Source organism: Microbacterium wangyouchuni (genome assembly GCF_054072595.1).
Genome location: NZ_JBSVRM010000001.1, coordinates 96,728 through 113,249, shown reverse-complemented (window position 1 = coordinate 113,249; position 16,522 = coordinate 96,728). Strand labels below are relative to the sequence as shown.

The window sequence follows — 16,522 nt, the reverse complement described above, 5'->3', positions numbered from 1 at the left end:
AGTGATTCCTCTTCTGTTGGAAAACGCCCCTGCGGGTCGTCAGGAACCCACGACGTCGGGCCAGTGCAGTTCGATGCCCTGGGTCGTGAGGTGGTGCTGGAAGTCGGCGAGCTCGCGCTCGTCTGTCGCAACGCCCTGCGGCGTCGAGCCGTGGGCCAGGCAGTAGTCGGCGAGCAGGCCGGCGGCCTCGCCCACGTTCCACTCGACGGGATGCAGGCGGTACGCCCCGTTGGTGATGTGCGTCGTGCCGATGTTCTTGGCCGCCGCGATCAGGTTGGACGTGCGGTGCGGCACAAGGGACCCGAGCGGAATCTCGAACGGCGCGGCGGCAACATCGATGTACGTGTCGCCTCCGGTAGAGGGGTGTAGATCGATCCGGTACGACCCGACACCCACCGAGTCGGCGAACGTCGCAGGGCGCCCGTGACCGCGTGCTGTCACCGAGATGTCTGATTCGGTGACGGTCGTGAGCGCACGGATGCGGCGTGATTCGCGGATGTATGGAGCCTGCGCGAGTCCGTCGCGAGTGCCCACCACGTCCCCTCGTGCACGGAGGCCGGGATAGCCGGCACCGCCGTCAGGGCGGGGGGCTTCCGTCTGCATCCAGTAGAGGAGAGACAGCGACAGTTCCCGCGCCGCGTCGAGGTGTTGCTGCGCATCGGGGACGTCGATGACCGAGCCGATCACGTAGTCGTTCATCGGCCAGTTCGCGATGACGATATCGCTCTGGAACGTTCCGGGCACGAAGTTCGACCGCTCGATCACGCGACGGTACGTCCACAGGTCGGTCACCCCGGGGGCCAGCGGCACCCCGCCGGGCTCGGGGTTGACGCCGATGGCGCCGATGGTCGGAACCAGCGTGATCGGTTGCGGGTAAGTCCATGACAGGAGCGGCACGTCTTGGTAGGACGGCTGATACTCGCGCCAGAAGTCGTATGTCTTCGGCCGGGCGATCGTGTGGTCGCCGTCGACGTGGTCGAACGCGAAGCACCAGGTGATCGCCTGCATGTTCTGCGGGTCGGCTGCCTCAGGAGCGCTCGGCTCGCCGAACTCGTCGCGCGCCTCGGCACCGGTGACGTACTCGGTTCCGCTCAACGGAAGGAGCTCGCCCGTCTCGGTCGCATCGAGCACATACGGCGCCTCGATGCGGATCTCCTCGCCCGTGACGATATCGCGCACGAGCACCGAGCGCACTCGGTCGCCGTCCATCGCGACGTCGACCGGCACGAACGGCTGAAGCACAGTGAGCAGGCCCGACGCGCGGTAGGGCGCCAACATACCTTCGATGACGGACATCGCCACCCGAGGCTCGTGGCACAGCTGGCTGACGGTGCCGTTACCCGGGTTGAAGGTCGGGTTCGCGAACGCCTCACGGGTGACCGGATAGTTACGCCGGTAGTAGTCACGGATGCGGTCTCGCAGTAGCCGGTACGACGCGGTCACCCCGAAGTTCTCGACCCAGGGGTGCTCGTCGGGCGGAACAGCCTGCGAGGTCAGCTGGCCGCCCAACCACGCATACTGCTCGGTCATGATCACCCGCCGGCCACGTCGGAGGGCCGCCAGCGCTGCGGCCACTCCCCCGACGCCCCCGCCGATCACTGCGATCTCGGTGTGCAGCACTGTCGCGCTCATCGTGTCTCTCCACTATCTAGGGGCGCGCCGTTGCTCAGCGGAACCGTGTGCACGTACTCGACCTGGCCGGAAGCGGCAGATGCCTGTGCGGCCGCCACCACCTCGACTGCCCGCAAGCCATCGACTCCGCTCGGGGAGGGCTCACGGCCCTCGAGGATCGATCCGACGAACTCCTCGATCATCGGCACGCTGTAGTCGGTGCCGTATGACAGCCACTGCGGGCGCCCGTCGGACGCGATGCCCTCGACATGCAGGTCGACCGGCGCGATCTCGATCGCACCCTTGGTTCCGATGAGGTGCAGTGTGAGGCCGCCCCAGTTGGGCGCCGCGGTCGGCTGGCTCCACGAGCAGTCGATCGTCGCGACGGCGCCGTTGCCGTAGGTAACGTTGACGAGGCCGCCGGTCTCAGTTCGCACGCTCGGGTCATCAGCGTGGAGAACGCGGTTGGCGGCGGCGTACACCGCGTCGGGGCTCGACGCGAGCACCGTGTTCAGGAGGTCGACCAGATGCACAGTGAGGTCCATGACCGCTCCGCCACCCGACAGTGCGGGGTCGACGAACCATGAGGGTGGCAGCTTGCCGTGGTTGACTCCCGCGGCACTGATCACGGTACCGATGCGTCCGTCGCGCACCGCCGAGAGCGTGGCACGGAACATCGGTGTGAAGCGCATGGGGAACGCCGTCATCAGCGACACCCCCGCCTGGCGGCACGTCTCAACGCATGCCACCGCGTCGGCGACCGTCGTGGCGAGCGGCTTCTCACTCAGCACGTGTGCGCCCGCGCGGGCGGCGCGCTCGATGTCTTCACGGTGGAGTGCATTCTCCGAGCAGATGACCACACCGTCGGGCGCCCAGGCCATCAGCTTGTCGTACGAGTCGGCGTAGGCGATGCCCAGCTCGGCGGCAAGCGCCGCCCCGCGTTCCGGATCATCCGGGGCCGTGATGCTCCCCGGGTCGGAGGCGAGTAACTCGACATCTTGGCGGGCCTGAAGCGCGGTGATGTACGCGCGGGCGTGCGGATGCGCGAACGACATCACGGCGATCTTCAGCGGACGGATCATCGGCCTGCTCCTCTCGATCGGACGGCGACGGGTCTTCCGTCTGCGACGGACTGGATGGCGGCGAGTGCCACATCGACGGCGGCTACACCCTCCACAGGGGTCGTGCGCGGCGTAGCCCCCCGCTGAATGCAGCCGATGAGATCGCGCAACTGCTTTACGAAGGGATCGGCGATGAAGCCGACATCCGGCACGAACTCCTCCTCACGCTCGGAGTCGGGCCGCGACTCGAACATCTCCATCCCCGAGTTGCGTCGCGAGTCGTACGACAGCGTTCCGGCGCTGCCTGCGATGTCGTAGCCGTAGACGAACGGCATCTCGGGGTCACCCCACCCACCGCGGCAATAGCTGATCGCGCCGTTGACGTGGGTGAGGATGACGTGCGCCGACCGGATGTGCGGCGCGTCAGCCCCGCCACTCACCTCGCGCGCGAACGCTGATGCCACAGGGCCCGCGAGCCACAGCGCCTGATCGAGGTCGTGAACCATCTGGTCGAGGATGATCCCGCCCGATACCTCGGCGTCGGTGAACCACGCGCGGCGAGGTGCGGGGCCGGAGCGGTGGAAGCGGAGCACGGCGACGTCGCCGATCTTGCCGGTCTGGATCGACTGGTGCGCGAGCTCGTACTGCGGGAAGTACCGCAGCACATGCGCTGGCATCAGCAGACGGTCCGACTGCTCGGCGGCTGCGAGCACTGTATCGGCTTCGTCGGCGGTGCGGGTGAGTGGCTTTTCGCAGATCACGTGCACGTCGCTCTTCAGTGCCTGCACGATGAGGTCGGCATGTGCGGGTGTCGGGGTGCAGATGTCAGCGACCTCGACGTCGGCCAGGAGTGCCTCGACAGATGGCGCCGACGACCCGCCGAAGCGGGCAGCGATCTCGTCGGCGCCGCGCGGCGCAAAGAACGTGAGCTCAGCGCCGAGGCTTCGCCAGGCCTGCGCATGTACTGCGGCCATCGTGCCCGCTCCGACGATACCGACTCGCATGCCCGGCATCCCCGGTGCCACGCTCGTCTCGCGCGCGCTCACCGCGCACTCCGCAACGATGAGAAGTCCGGGATCGGCACGCCGCGGTACACGGCGTCAACGATCCCGACACCGACCAGTCCATCGAAGGTGCTGGTGCGCGGGGCGGATCCGTTGTGAGCAGCCTCGAGGAAATCGTCGATCTCGCGCTCGAACCGGTTGCCCACGGGAACTTCGAGAACGTGGACGACGCCGTCGGCGGTAACGTGCTCGACCTCGCCCGGACGCGCATAGTCATAGGTCAAGCCGCCCGTTGAGCCGGCCAACGTGATCTGGGTCTTTCCGCTGGGGGCCTTCCATGACACGAGAATCGTGCCGACCACCGCGTCGATCGAGCGCACGGCGAGTGCCGCGGAATGCTCGACCTCGAGCACGGTGCCGTCGAGGTCGCAAACGACCGATCCCGAGGCCTGGTCGATCTCGCCACACAGAAAGCGGAAAACGTCGATCGAATGAATCGCGGCGTCGAGTACCGCTCCACCGCCCGAGAGTGCCTTCCGGCCGAACCAGCGCTTCTCGATGTCGTCCTGGTGTCCAGAGAACTCATTCGAGAAGGTACGCACGTTGCCGATGCGGCCCTCTTCGATCATCGTCTTCATGAACTGCAGCTCGGGCTGGAACCGGTGACAGTACGCGGTGCCGACCACGACACCCGCGCGAGTGGCGGCCTCGTGGATGGCGGTGGCGTCTTCTAGAGTGTGCGCGAGCGGCTTCTCGCAGAGCACGTGGAGACCTGCGGCGATCGCCTGCTCGGTGAGCTCGCGGTGAGCCACCGGCGGTGTGCAGATGCTAACGACCTCGGTTCCGAGAGACGCTGCCAGTAGTGCATCGAGCGTCGGGAATGATGGAACACCAAACCGAGCAGAGAACTGCGCGGCGATCGCCTCAGACGGCTCGATCACTCCCACCAACTCCGCACCGACGGCCTGGTACGCCGCAGCGTGAATGCTTCCAATACCGCCACCACCGATGACGGCTACCTTCTTCGACCTCAACTGATCTCCTCTGATCGCGCTAGCAGACCCGAGTATTGCAGGGTCATTACGAAACGTCAATTTGAATTGAATAGCTCGTGAGTGAAGACCGCAACTCCCGCGTGTTTATGCGCTTTCCTGCGGACCCCGCGCGCTCCTGAGACGCAAGGCGCATTGCATTACGTCACAACTACCTTCAATTGTGCAGGCACGTTTCTATTGGTATGGTGTGCAACGAAACGAAGGAGGGAGCGTGCTCATGGGACCCACACCAAGCCCGGCCGATATCCGGCATGCGAACGAACTCGCCTGTATCCAGGTGTTGCGCTCGACCTCCGATTACCTGACGATCGCCGACATCGCCCGTCGCGGCGGAATGTCCCGGCCGACAGCCGAAGCGGTCGTCACTGACCTCGTCGCGGCAGGCATCCTTTCGGCCGCGTCTGCCCACGCGAGCGGTGCTGCCGGACGTCCGGCGAGGCGGTTCCGTCTCGAGCACCTAAGCGCAGTCGTCGCCGGTGTCGACGCAGGCCCCACCCACACGACTGTGCTCATCGGGGACCTCGGCGGACGCATCGTCGGACGAGCCGACAGCACGATTGCCAGTACAAGCGACGCCAATGAACGCATGACGGCGGTCGTCGACACTATCCGCGCCGCGCTCGACAACGCCGACGTCAATCCGTCGCGCCTGAAGACGACCTGCGTCGGCGTCTCGGGCATCATCGGTGTCGACGGCAAGATCGCTCAAAGCTACTACGTGCCGCAATGGGGAAACACCGACCTCGCACGCTACCTCTCCCATGCACTCGGCTGCCCCGTCATGCTTGAGAACGACACGAAACTGATGGCGTTCGCCGAGCATCACCTCGGTGCGGCCCAGCTGGCCCCCAACACGCTGCACTTCCGGGTCGGCCCCCACGTCTCGTTCGCATTGACGATCGACGGTCGCATTCACCAGGGAGCTCATCGCAGCTCGGGTGAGCTCGCCAGCCTCCGCGGGTTCAAGTGGACGAGCAATGCAGTCAAAGGCGACCTCACCTGGAAGAGCGGCACCAGCACTCAGGAAGCACTCGCCGCGGCGGCCGCGGGTGACCCCAACGCGAAAGCGGAGATCGCACAGTTCCTCGCCGAGATCGCCCAGCGCATCGCCACCGTCTCTCTCGTCTTCGACCCCGACCTCATCGTGGTCGGCGGAGAGTTCCCCCAAGGCAACCCTTCGATCACGGAGCGCCTCCGCGAAGAAGTGCGCCGCATCATCCTGCTCGATGCCAAGCCGAACGTGATCGCGTCGCCTGTCGAGGCCGACGCCACTGCCATCGGCGCACTCGCCCTGGGCTATCAGGACGGCTCACAGGAACTCTTCGGCATCCCCGGCGTCCCCGTCCCCCGAATCGACCTCATCTCACCCGCGCTGTCGGGCGATCGCTGATCAGAAGGCCCACCACATGCAGCCCCTCTCCCCAGAGTCCCCTCCGCAGACCGTCGGACTGATCGGCGCAGGAAGAATGGCGGCGATCCATGCCTCGGCCTGGTCGAAGCTGGGGATCGGCATGGCCGTGTTCTCCACCGACGGCGCAGAGCACCTCGCCGGGGCCCAGAACATGATTGTCGTCGAAACGATCGACGAGCTGCTCGAACGCTCCGACGTGATCGACATCGTCTCGCCGAGCGACACGCATGCCGCGTACGCGCTACGCGCGATCGCCGCCGGTCGCGACGTCGTCTGCGAGAAGCCGCTCGCGCTCTCGACGGCCGATGCGCACGCCATCGCCGCCGCCGCCGCCGTGGCCCGCACGCGGGTGTTCCCCGCTCATGTCGCCCGATTCACCCGCCCGAATGCCGCCGCACGGTCAGCCGTGGCGAAGGGACGCATCGGCACGGTGGCAGTCTCCCGCTTCCATCGTGCTGCTGCCGCACCGGCCGCCGACACCTGGTTTGCTCGGCCGCATCAGTCGGGGGGCATAGTGTTCGATCTTCTCTTGCACGATCTCGACCAGGCGCGATGGTTCTGCGGCGACGTAACGAGCGTTTTCGCGGCTCAGAGCCTCGATCGCGTCGGCGGTGCCATCACCGGCGCGCACGCCACACTCACCCATGCCAGCGGTGCCATCTCCCAGGTCACGGCCACGTGGGCGGCCCCAGGATCGCGGTTCCGGGCGTCGTTCGCGATCGCTGGCGAACGCGGAACCCTGCGGTACGACTCTGCGGCACGGCGCAATATCGTCGTCGACCCCGCCCGCGTGGATTACCAGCCAGGCACCCGCGGTCAGCCCAATCCCTACCTGGCCGAGCTCTCGCATTTTCTGGATCTTCGCACCGGGACACCGGCGAAGGTCGGTATCGACGACGGCATCGAAGCCGTACGGCTGGCCGAAGCCGCCGTCGCCTCGATCGCCAGCGGCGAGCCCGTCTTGCTCTCGCCCATGACGTATGCGAAGGATGCCTAACACCGTGAAGACCCTGAAGGTTGCGATCGCCTCGTTCGCCCACGTGCACGCCGAAACCTATGTGCGTGCCCTGCTACGCATGTCCGATGTCGACCTGCTCACCGCCGACCCGCACGGTGCCGAAGCGCCCGATGCCGGACCTCGCGGCCGCGACTTCGCGGGGCGACTCGGCGCTGCGTACGTGGACAGCTACGACGAACTGTTCGCATGGGGTCCCGATGCCGTGATCGTCACGAGCGAGAACGTGCGACACCGAGAGCTGGTCGAGCGTGCAGCCGCCGCGGGAGCTCACATCCTGTGCGAGAAGCCCCTCGCCACAGAAGTAGCCGACGGCATCGAAATGGTCGCGGCTTGTGAGCGCTCCGGCTCGATCCTGATGGTCGCCTACCCGGTGCGATTCGCGCCGTCGTACCAAGACGCGCGCTCGCTGATCAGGGACGGCAAACTCGGCGAGATGGTCGCGATCAGCGGCACCAACAACGGGCAGATCCCCATTCACGACCGTCAATGGTTCACCGATCCCCATGCCGCAGGAGGCGGTGCGCTCGTTGACCACATCGTGCATTGCGCGGATCTCATCGACGACCTCACCGACGGCGAGCTGCCGGAATCGGTCTACGCCGTATCCAACGGCATCCTGCACGCAGAGCACGGCACCCGCGTGGAGACCTCCGGGCTCGTAACCCTGCGCTACCCCTCGGGGATGATCGCGAGCATCGACTGCTCGTGGAGCCAGCCCGCGTCGGCCCCCGTCTGGGGCGGTATCACGCTGCAGGTGACCGGCACTGAAGCGACCGTCGAGATCGCCCCGTTCGACGATCATCTCGGCGGCTACGACGACGACGGCGAAGTGTACGTGGTAGTCGGAACTGATCCCGACAACCGTCTCCTGTCGACGTTCCTCGCCGCGGTTCGCCGTTGCGGACCCGCCGTGCCTGGCCAGCCTCCTGCGTATGTTCCGATGCCCGACGGCCACTCGGGCATCAGGACGCTCCGGATCATGGATGCCGCGCGCACGTCGGCGAAGGAAGGCCGCGTGCAGCTACTGTGACGTTACGGATCACTTGAACGGACGCTGGTGTGTCGACCACCGGTCGGGGAAACAGCAGCTCTTCCGGGCGCACGCACACCCTTTCCGGAACGAGGCGCTACGCGGCATCAACGTAACAGCAGTTCCTTCGCAGGTGGCCTGCGGCCACGCCCCGAAGATAGCGGCGACGGCCTAGGACAACGACAACTCAGTTGTAGGCTCCCGGTCGAGATGGCAGAGAACGCCACGATTCCGCGGTAGTTGGCAGTGTTTTCGCTGCCCACGATCCCCACGAGATGGCGAATTCCTAGATAGACGATGCTGCCGTGCCGGGCTTGAGAAGCGACTCGACCTCGTCTGCCAAGTCATCCACGGATCGACGACCATCGAGCTCTAAATCAGCGCCGGAGCGGAGCAACGGTTCGACCTCGATAACGTAGCGGCGGATCTCCTCTTGATCTTGTGCCGATCTTCCGTATGGATTGTTCGTGCGAGCGCGAACGCGATCGAGCAACACGTCGACCGGGGCGCTGAGCAGCCAGACGTGCTCAAACCGGTTGTAAAAGCGTGCCTGGTTCTCCGCTGTCCCCGATACGACCACTGGAATCCCGTCGGCTAGTAGCGCGGCCATTCGAGGCTCGTCCCAGGTTCCGTCGGCAAGCTCCCACCCGTGATAGTCCGTGTCAATAGTGCGGTGCCCACGTTGAGCGAGCCGCCCCAGAACGGTCGACTTTCCGGCCCCGGACAATCCAGTGACAAGCACGCGCACCGTACCTGTCAGGGTACGGTGCCCGGGCTGCGGGACCTACAGTCAGGAAACTACGCTCAGTGTAGGTCCCCGGTCGAGATGGCAGTGGACGGCCGGGATTCCCCGGCAAGTGACAGCAGTTTGAGACTGGGGAGTTCACGCGAAGTGGCGGATTCCTAGACGTCCCGTTGTCTTCCGCCATCGACACGGTCAATCATTGTTGATGAGATGTGCGTCCACGATTCGTCGGAGTGAGTCTCGACGCGGGCGGGACCAGGCCGGGTCAACGCCGCGGGAAAAACTCACTAGCCCTTCCACGCGCGCGAGGAGCGCCATCTCATCTTGCTTGCGATGTGCGGCATGGGCGACAACACCAAACCGCTCCAGCGCGCGAATCGTCTCGTCAATCTCCTCACGTATGCTCCGGCGAAGCCTCAGGTGGGATCCGTCGATGTGCAGTCCCAGCATCGTCGGCGTGATTGACCTGCCGAACACCCGAGTCTTCTTCAAGTTGGGCTGAAAGCCTGCTTGGCGAATCAGCCCATACCCCGCGCCAACAATCTTTCGTGTCTCGGTACGTGAGACTTCTGTGTGCGAGGAGAAATGAAGATCGTCAGCGTAACGCGTATAGAGCAGGCGAGAGTCCCGCGCCAATCCAGTGAGTCGCACGTCCAGGTACCCAGCAGCAAGGTTGGCGATCGCGCCGCTCGAGGGTGCGCCCTGTGGTAGATAGCCTAGGGTTGCCGGCGGGAACTCCTTCCCATACAGACGCCCGTAGGCGAGATGTGGCTCCGAATACTCCGATCGACCCCGCACCTCACGGTTCACCGGCCGGACGCCGCCTGAGCGGGTAAGGAGACGCGCGAGTTGAAAGCCGGTCAGCCTGTCGGCATGGAGGTTCCTTCGAAGCACGTGATATACATCTCGTTCGTCGATTGACGGAAAGAACTCTCGCAGATCGATGCGCAGAAGCCAACGTGCTCCTAGGTGACGTGACGCGCACTTGACAGCGGACTTCCCTCGCACGAAGCCATACGCAGCAGAATGCAGTGGCAGGTCATCGAGATGTTCACGGAGCACGTGTCGTTGGAAATGAGCCAACCTCCCCTCCGGAACGTCAATGTAACGGTAACCGCCCGAGCGCTTTGCGAGACGCACGCTTTCATACGGATCGCTGCGGCGATCGACGATCGCGCCCAGATAGTCAAGATCGACCTTCGCAGATTCCGCGAGGTCTGCGATCCCAAGTCCAGCAAGCATTGATACCCCTTCAGCCTGGAGGGCGGGTGCTTACCTTTGATGCATTTGATTCCTGCTCACAGCCTGCTGAGCGGCACCAACGGTACCGCCCGGTCTCGCGACCTACCCACACTTCTGCAGAAAGCGCGGCCGCATCTCGGCACGAAGCCGCGATGTGTGTACTAAGCGTTCCCGCCCTCCAGTGGATCTCACACTAGTGCGTGCCACCGACGTTGCCCGCCGCAATGTAGCGCTAGCGGTGGCACCGCAGCTTTCCGTACTCGATCACCACTTTCGGTTTCACGTGCTCGCACGGTAAGAGGTCCTGCGTGTCGCGAGCACGCAGTTGCCTCCTACCGAGAAAAGCTAAGGCGCGAGAGCCCCAGTTCTGCCGCCGTTGCGTATGGCCGGACGGGCTCAGTTTCGCTGAACCCCGGACCAACTTTTCACCCAGTTTCTTCCACTGCCCGAAGAGATAATCTTCGTGGTGGGAGTCTGCTCGACGAGGATCGTGAGGAAGTGGTAAAGGGTGAGGACGGCTTCTTGAAGGCTCTGGTTGTCTTCGAGCTGCTCAATCGTGAGTGACTGCTCGCGCGCCTCTTGAATACCGATGCGCTTGTCGTGGCTCTTATGCCGCGACGCGTCGTTGAAGAAGTTGGCGACCTCTCCCGCCTTCTCAGGATCGCCGGGGAACATGTAGCGCGCCAGCCAGCCAGCCACCATCGACTCAGAGAAGTCGAGTTGATCGTTGGCGAACTGCAAAAGTGATGGGGCGAAAGAACCCAGGACGGGCGCCCAAAGGTTGGCTGCAGCGGGGTTGGCCGGAACCTGTTTCTGAGGGTCGCCAACGATCTCACGACGTGCCTGATCGAACTGCTCAACGATCGACCGAGCAGAGTGCTGACGCCCACCAAACGATAGCTGCGGATCGATGGGACCCAGCTGGCTCTGCCGGCCGAGCACGATGCGATCCGCTGCGAGCGCGTACATCGTTCCCGCAGACATCGCGAACGCGGGAACAATGACTTCGACGTCATCGAACTTCGATCGCGTGTACTCGACAAGACTCTGAACCGCCATCGTCGCGCCACCCGGCGTGTGCATGATCACGGTCAGGCCCTTCGACGAGTCCATCCCGTGGAACGATGACATGAACCCATTGACGTCCTCCGGCATCATGATGATGTGGCCAGGGGGTACGTCTCCCTTTTGCAGGAAGGCTGAAAAGTACACGAGTACGTTTCGCCCGCCGCGTTCTTGCGAGACGTGAGAGATCGCGGCATCCAACCGAGAGTTGAACCACTCGTCGCGGGCGACCCCGCCCAGACGGTTGAGCTCGTCGAGGAGCTCATTCCACGTCGACACCGAGGCTCATCCGTGCGCGGCGAGCGTCAAGGGCGGCGGTGCCGGGGCCCAATACTCGACGTCGGCACGGCGCGAAGCGTTGCCAAGTTCCACTGACGTGGCATACCGGGCGTAGAAGTTGGACAACTCCGCCATCGGCTCCACAAGGTCTTCCATGGCAAAAGTATCGCACACACGGGCTGGAGCGTCGCGATGTGGCCTACAGCTCAATGTCCAGTCCCGCTCGACGCCGTTCGACGACCATTTGCCATCTTCACGCGGAACCTACGCTCAGTTGAAGTCCCCACCCGGGGCCATATCCATGAACCTTGAGTAGTGACCCTGAAATGCCAGGTTGATCGTCGCGGTCGGGCCGTTACGGTGCTTGGCTACGATCAGGTCGGCCTCACCCGGGCGAATGTCCTTGTCGTAGACCGAGTCACGATGCAACAGGATCACCATGTCGGCATCCTGCTCGATCGACCCGGACTCACGAAGGTCGCTGATCTGCGGCTTCTTGTCCGTGCGCTGCTCAGAACCACGGTTCAGCTGCGACAGTGCGATGACCGGCACCTGCAACTCCTTCGCGAGCAACTTCAGCGCACGCGAGAACTCCGAGACTTCTTGTTGGCGCGACTCGACGCGCTTGCCGCTCGTCATCAGCTGCAGGTAGTCGATGACGACCAGGCGCAGGCCCTCGCGCTGCTTGAGGCGGCGGCACTTCGCACGGATCTCGACCAGCGTCATGTTCGGGCTGTCATCGATGAAGAGGGGCGCGTCGTTGATGCGTCCGCGGGTCGCAGCGACCGTCGTCCAGTCGCGCGGATCGAGCGATCCCTTGCGCATGTGCTGCAGCGGAATCGCGCCCTCTGCGCTGAGCAGACGCATCGCGATCTCGCTCTTGCCCATTTCGAGGGAGAAGAAGACTGCGGGCTGGTTGTGCCCGATCGCCGCAGCACGAGCAAAATCGAGCGCGAGCGTCGACTTGCCGACAGCGGGCCTCGCTGCCACGACGATCATCTGACCGCCGTGCAGACCGTTCGTCAGCTCATCGAGTTCTTTGAACCCGGTGGGCACGCCCGTCATCGAGCCGTCACGGCCACTGGCCGCCTCGATCTCTTCCATCGCAGCATCCACCGCAACAGTCAGCGGAACGTAATCTTCCGCGGTCTGCGTACCGGAGACCGCGTAGATCTCGGCCTGCGCGTTATTGACAAGATCGGTCGCATCGCCCTGGCCGTCATAGCCAAGCTGCACGATGCGCGTGCCCGCATCGACGAGGCGGCGCAGGATCGAGCGCTCGGCGACGATGCCGGCGTAGTACCCGGCGTTCGCCGCGGTCGGCACGATCGAGGTGAGCGTGTGCAGGTAGTCGGCGCCACCGGCGCGTCCCAGCTCACCGGTCTTGATCAACTCGTCAGTGACTGCGACAACGTCGGTGGGCTCACCGTGCGAGTACAGGGTGAGGATCGCTTCGAAGATGAGCTCGTGCTTGGGGATGTAGAAGTCGGCGCCCTTGAGCGTCTCGATCACATCGGCGACGGCATCCTTCGACAGAAGCATTCCGCCCAGGGTGCTCTGCTCGGCGAGGAGGTCGTGCGGCGGCACGCGCTCCGGTTTGCGCTGTCCTCCGAGACGGTCCTCCGAGATGTCGGCAATCGACACGGTGCTCCCTTCGGTGCGCTGGTGGCTGATGCGGCCCGGGATCGGGCCCGCAACCCTTGCGACCGCGGTGTCCTCTGCGGTCGAAATGAGCGAACCACACACCACCGACATCTGGTCGCTCGTCCACGCTACGAGCGACCTCATCCACACGCAACATGGCCTGTGGATAACCCTGTGGACAGTTTGCGGAGAACGTGGGAGTGTCTGTGTAAAACAGGTGTGGATAACCCTGTGGTGACAGGTGGATTTTTGCCGATTTATTCGCTCTGATCAGCGGTTTAGAGTTTCCCCAGCCTGTGGATGAGATTCTGTTTAAACACCTGATTGAAGGTTGAGCGATGAGTGTGTGGGATGTGTACAACCTGGGGAGAAGTCAAGTCTTGATTTTCTCGGGCGCGTTCCCTATTTTCCGGGGGCATCCACCCCTGTCACCCCGCACGGACACCTCCAACACACAGCAAAACGCCCCCTACCCGAGGGTAGAAGGCGTTCTGCGAAGGTGTTGCGGACTACTTGGCCGCGACAACCTGAAGGGTGATGACGGCCACGACGTCGTCGTGCAGACGCACGGTCGCCTCGTGGATGCCCGTCGACTTGATCGGCGCGGTGATGGTCACCTTGCGCTTGTCGATCGAACCGATGCCAGCAGCCTCAACAGCAGTGGCAACGTGGTCGGTCTTGACCGAACCGAACAGGCGTCCGGTAGCGCCGGCCTTGACAGCCAGGCGAACCTTCGCGCCCTCGATCGCGTCCTTGAGAGCCACAGCCTCGTCGCGGTCGTGGATCGCACGAGCCTTGCGGGCAGCCTGAATCGACTCGACCTGCTTGGCACCACCGCGGGTCCACGCCGTGGCGTAGCCCTGCGGGATGAGGTAGTTGCGGGCGTACCCGTTCTTGACCTCGATAACGTCACCGGCACTTCCGAGCCCGGCAACCTCGTTCGTGAGAATCAGCTTTGCCATGTCGTTACCCCTTACCGGCCTGCGCCAGCGTAGGGCAGGAGCGCCATTTCGCGTGCGTTCTTGATCGCGGTGGCGATCAGACGCTGCTCCTGCACCGAAACACCGGTGATACGACGGGCGCGGATCTTGCCGCGCTCCGAGACGAACTTGCGAAGGGTTGCGACGTCCTTGTAGTCAATGACGCCAACCCGGATCGACTTCGCGGGAGCGGTGGGCTTGCCACCCTTCCGCGGCTTGCGGCGGTCGCCGCTCGACTTTCCAGCCATGGTTTTTCCTTTGATGAGCGGATGCCGGTCACTTCAACGAGCGAAGCGTCCGGATCCAGAAGTTGTTTAGAACGGGGTGTCGTCGCCGAAGCTGCCCGGAGTGCTCCACGCATCCGCACTTGTCGACGAGCCGGGGGTAGACCACGGCTCTGACGACGCCTGCTGTTGCTGCGCGGGACGCACCTGTCCACCGCCGCCACCGGCACCGCCGGAAGCCGCGCCAGAACCGCCAGAAGCCGCACGGGTAACCTGCGCTGTCGCGTACCGAAGCGAGGGGCCGATCTCGTCGACCTCCAGCTCGATCGACGTGCGCTGGTTGCCTTCGCGGTCCTGGTAGGAGCGCTGACGCAGGCGCCCCTGCGCGACAACACGCATGCCCTTGGTCAGAGAACCCGCCACATGCTCAGCGAACTCGCGCCAGACGGACGCACGGAGGAACAGCGCGTCGCCGTCCTTCCACTCGTTCGCGGCACGGTCGAAGCTGCGCGGGGTAGATGCGATGGTGAAGTTCGCCACCGGCAGCCCGTTCTGCGTGTAACGCAGCTCGGGGTCGGCCGTGAGGTTTCCCACAACGGTAATGACGGTTTCGCCGGCCATGAGTCTTAGGCCTTCGCTGCCTTGGCGGCCTTGCGAGCAGCCTTCTCTTCGGAGCGCTTAGCTTCGAAAGCAACCATCGCCTGAGCTTCTTCTGAACGAAGAACCTTAGTGCGCATGATCTGCTCGTTCAGGCCCAGCTGACGGTCGAGCTCCTGTGTGGTCTCGCTCGTTGCTGTGAAGTTGACGACGGCGTAGATGCCCTCGGTCTTCTTCTGGATCTCGTATGCAAGACGGCGCTTGCCCCAGATGTCGACCTTGTCCACAGTGCCACCATCGTTGGTGATGACCTTGAGGAACTTGTCGAGCGTAGGGGCTACCTGGCGCTCGTCGATCTCGGGGGTCAGAATGACCATGAGTTCGTACTGGTGCGTCACTTACCCACCTCCTTCGGACTAGAACGGCTTCCGGGAATTTCCCGAGAGCAGGAGGGTGTGTGCACGTGTCCGCCGCAGACCGCCGAATGCGGGCCGATAGACAGACAACCTGAACAGTCTAACGGAATCGCGGGCGTGTCGCGAACACGGTCGATAGCGTGGACGGTATGGAGTGGATCTCGGACGTCTCTGTCGGCGACTGGCTGCGCGAGCGGCTCAATAAGGATCTGGCCGAGAACAACACGATGCACAGTGTTGTTCCGAGCGGGTTTGAGGCCTATGCGCGCGTCTTCCACCCCGCGCAGGTGCGCTCACTGCCGGATCGTGCCGTTCCGACGATGGACGAGTGGAACCGGATGCCGGATGCCGAGCACGCCCGCCTCAGCGAACTGTTCGTCGATACGCCAGCCAGTTGGGCCGAGACCGCCGACGCCTTCGGCACCACCATGCACGCGCTCGCCCAGTGGCAGCGTCTGGTGAAGACCCCGCCGGACGGCGATTGGCGCACGCGCATCGCTCCGGATGGCCGCGAGTTCACGTCGCCCTTCGAGGGAGAGATTCCACCGACTCTGCTCGCCGCCATCGCGCGGCACCTCATCGTGCACACGTCGACCCCGGATGCCGGTTTCGCTGCGATCTGGGAAGGATGGGGCGGGTTCGTCGGACACTTCGGTGAGACCTCAAGTCGCGCCTTCCTCGAGTTCACGGACGACCCGGCACATGCGCAGGTTCTGCAGCAGAGCTTCCACGACCGCTTCAACAACCCGTTCCGCAAGGCGAAGTGGCAGCCTGGCATCGTCTCGGACGAGATCTCACAGGGCCAGCGGCTTTCCCTCCCCAGCCGCGATCACGTGCTCTTCTCCGCCGCCCCGGCCGTGTTCGCCGACCCGGACTGGGTGCTCGGTGTGCCGTGGCGCGACCGTCCGGCTGAGGAGCACGGCTTCGCGCCGGAGGCGCAGCATCCCAGCATCCTGTGGCCGGCTGACCGCGCCTGGGTGATGGTGAGCGAGATCGACTACGACTCCACGATCGTCGCCGGCTCGGCGGCGCTGATTCAAGCGCTCTGCGCGGATGCTGCGCTTGAGGCGCTACCGGTCCCCGAGGGCGCGAGCCTGCACTGGGACGCCGACACGATCAACCGCTGACCACGAGAAACAG

The 16,522-nt window shown here is 64.4% G+C and carries 17 protein-coding genes; 4 read left to right on the top strand and 13 right to left on the bottom strand.

Annotated features, from left to right (window positions below; genetic code table 11):
• Nucleotides 1–39: 39 nt before the first annotated feature.
• Genes ACW5CM_RS00570 through ACW5CM_RS00555 form a run of 4 tightly spaced genes read right to left on the bottom strand, consistent with a single transcriptional unit; the run spans nt 40 to nt 4,710 of the window.
• Entirely contained in the window at nt 40–1,632 is a 1,593-nt protein-coding gene (locus ACW5CM_RS00570) for an FAD-dependent oxidoreductase (RefSeq protein WP_457123796.1), read from the bottom strand.
• Nucleotides 1,629–2,693 (bottom strand): Gfo/Idh/MocA family protein, encoded by a 1,065-nt coding sequence (locus tag ACW5CM_RS00565; protein ID WP_457123795.1) that lies wholly within the window; start codon nt 2,691–2,693, stop codon nt 1,629–1,631. Before ACW5CM_RS00565 ends, ACW5CM_RS00570 begins: the two co-directional genes overlap by 4 nt.
• On the bottom strand, nt 2,690–3,718 hold the full coding sequence (locus ACW5CM_RS00560) for a Gfo/Idh/MocA family protein (protein WP_457123794.1): 1,029 nt from the start codon (nt 3,716–3,718) through the stop codon (nt 2,690–2,692). Before ACW5CM_RS00560 ends, ACW5CM_RS00565 begins: the two co-directional genes overlap by 4 nt.
• Nucleotides 3,715–4,710 (bottom strand): Gfo/Idh/MocA family protein, encoded by a 996-nt coding sequence (locus ACW5CM_RS00555; protein WP_457123793.1) that lies wholly within the window; start codon nt 4,708–4,710, stop codon nt 3,715–3,717. The genes ACW5CM_RS00560 and ACW5CM_RS00555 overlap by 4 nt, the downstream gene beginning before the upstream one ends.
• Before the next feature lie 238 nt (nt 4,711–4,948).
• Between ACW5CM_RS00555 and ACW5CM_RS00550 the strand changes: the two genes are divergently transcribed.
• From ACW5CM_RS00550 to ACW5CM_RS00540, 3 genes are read left to right on the top strand one after another with little or no spacing between them, the layout of a single operon-like run.
• Nucleotides 4,949–6,121, top strand: coding sequence for an ROK family protein (locus tag ACW5CM_RS00550; RefSeq protein WP_457123792.1), 1,173 nt, complete (start codon nt 4,949–4,951; stop codon nt 6,119–6,121).
• Nucleotides 6,122–6,137: 16 nt separating this feature from the next.
• Nucleotides 6,138–7,139, top strand: a complete 1,002-nt coding sequence (locus tag ACW5CM_RS00545) for a Gfo/Idh/MocA family protein (RefSeq protein WP_457123791.1) — start codon at nt 6,138–6,140, stop codon at nt 7,137–7,139.
• A 4-nt stretch (nt 7,140–7,143) separates the two neighbouring features.
• Complete coding sequence (locus ACW5CM_RS00540) at nt 7,144–8,190, top strand: Gfo/Idh/MocA family protein (RefSeq protein ID WP_457123790.1); 1,047 nt, start codon at nt 7,144–7,146, stop codon at nt 8,188–8,190.
• Between the two features lie 286 nt (nt 8,191–8,476).
• Here ACW5CM_RS00540 and ACW5CM_RS00535 read toward each other — a convergent pair whose 3' ends face one another.
• The 9 genes from ACW5CM_RS00535 to rpsF form a co-directional block, all read right to left on the bottom strand.
• Nucleotides 8,477–8,932 carry an AAA family ATPase gene (locus ACW5CM_RS00535; protein ID WP_457123789.1) on the bottom strand — a complete coding sequence of 152 codons (456 nt, stop codon included), beginning with the start codon at nt 8,930–8,932 and terminating at the stop codon, nt 8,477–8,479.
• 195 nt (nt 8,933–9,127) lie between these two features.
• Complete coding sequence (locus ACW5CM_RS00530) at nt 9,128–10,177, bottom strand: reverse transcriptase family protein (protein WP_457123788.1); 1,050 nt, start codon at nt 10,175–10,177, stop codon at nt 9,128–9,130.
• A gap of 396 nt (nt 10,178–10,573) precedes the next feature.
• The gene (locus ACW5CM_RS00525; RefSeq protein ID WP_457123787.1) at nt 10,574–11,521 is read right to left on the bottom strand and encodes an SDH family Clp fold serine proteinase; all 948 of its coding nucleotides are present in this window, start codon (nt 11,519–11,521) and stop codon (nt 10,574–10,576) included.
• 6 nt (nt 11,522–11,527) lie between these two features.
• Nucleotides 11,528–11,677 (bottom strand): hypothetical protein, encoded by a 150-nt coding sequence (locus tag ACW5CM_RS00520; RefSeq protein ID WP_457123786.1) that lies wholly within the window; start codon nt 11,675–11,677, stop codon nt 11,528–11,530.
• Nucleotides 11,678–11,791: 114 nt separating this feature from the next.
• Nucleotides 11,792–13,165 (bottom strand): replicative DNA helicase, encoded by a 1,374-nt coding sequence (dnaB, locus tag ACW5CM_RS00515; RefSeq protein WP_438253721.1) that lies wholly within the window; start codon nt 13,163–13,165, stop codon nt 11,792–11,794.
• Between the two features lie 509 nt (nt 13,166–13,674).
• Nucleotides 13,675–14,127 (bottom strand): 50S ribosomal protein L9, encoded by a 453-nt coding sequence (gene rplI / locus ACW5CM_RS00510; protein ID WP_438253720.1) that lies wholly within the window; start codon nt 14,125–14,127, stop codon nt 13,675–13,677.
• Nucleotides 14,128–14,138: 11 nt separating this feature from the next.
• Complete coding sequence (gene rpsR, locus ACW5CM_RS00505) at nt 14,139–14,393, bottom strand: 30S ribosomal protein S18 (protein WP_017829850.1); 255 nt, start codon at nt 14,391–14,393, stop codon at nt 14,139–14,141.
• Nucleotides 14,394–14,459: 66 nt separating this feature from the next.
• Nucleotides 14,460–14,990, bottom strand: a complete 531-nt coding sequence (locus ACW5CM_RS00500; protein WP_438253719.1) for a single-stranded DNA-binding protein — start codon at nt 14,988–14,990, stop codon at nt 14,460–14,462.
• Between the two features lie 5 nt (nt 14,991–14,995).
• Nucleotides 14,996–15,364 carry a 30S ribosomal protein S6 gene (gene rpsF, locus ACW5CM_RS00495; protein WP_438253718.1) on the bottom strand — a complete coding sequence of 123 codons (369 nt, stop codon included), beginning with the start codon at nt 15,362–15,364 and terminating at the stop codon, nt 14,996–14,998.
• Between the two features lie 167 nt (nt 15,365–15,531).
• Here rpsF and ACW5CM_RS00490 point away from each other — a divergent pair, with 167 nt between their 5' ends.
• Entirely contained in the window at nt 15,532–16,509 is a 978-nt protein-coding gene (locus ACW5CM_RS00490) for a hypothetical protein (protein ID WP_457123785.1), read from the top strand.
• Nucleotides 16,510–16,522: the final 13 nt, after the last annotated feature.

Coding starts and splice junctions, on each gene's coding strand:
- ACW5CM_RS00570 (WP_457123796.1), bottom strand. CDS start 1,632: ATGAGCGCGACAGTGCTGCACACCGAGATCGCAGTGATCGGCGGGGGC.
- ACW5CM_RS00565 (WP_457123795.1), bottom strand. CDS start 2,693: ATGATCCGTCCGCTGAAGATCGCCGTGATGTCGTTCGCGCATCCGCAC.
- ACW5CM_RS00550 (WP_457123792.1), top strand. CDS start 4,949: ATGGGACCCACACCAAGCCCGGCCGATATCCGGCATGCGAACGAACTC.
- ACW5CM_RS00545 (WP_457123791.1), top strand. CDS start 6,138: ATGCAGCCCCTCTCCCCAGAGTCCCCTCCGCAGACCGTCGGACTGATC.
- ACW5CM_RS00530 (WP_457123788.1), bottom strand. CDS start 10,177: ATGCTTGCTGGACTTGGGATCGCAGACCTCGCGGAATCTGCGAAGGTC.
- ACW5CM_RS00520 (WP_457123786.1), bottom strand. CDS start 11,677: ATGGAAGACCTTGTGGAGCCGATGGCGGAGTTGTCCAACTTCTACGCC.
- rplI (WP_438253720.1), bottom strand. CDS start 14,127: ATGGCAAAGCTGATTCTCACGAACGAGGTTGCCGGGCTCGGAAGTGCC.
- rpsR (WP_017829850.1), bottom strand. CDS start 14,393: ATGGCTGGAAAGTCGAGCGGCGACCGCCGCAAGCCGCGGAAGGGTGGC.
- ACW5CM_RS00500 (WP_438253719.1), bottom strand. CDS start 14,990: ATGGCCGGCGAAACCGTCATTACCGTTGTGGGAAACCTCACGGCCGAC.
- ACW5CM_RS00490 (WP_457123785.1), top strand. CDS start 15,532: ATGGAGTGGATCTCGGACGTCTCTGTCGGCGACTGGCTGCGCGAGCGG.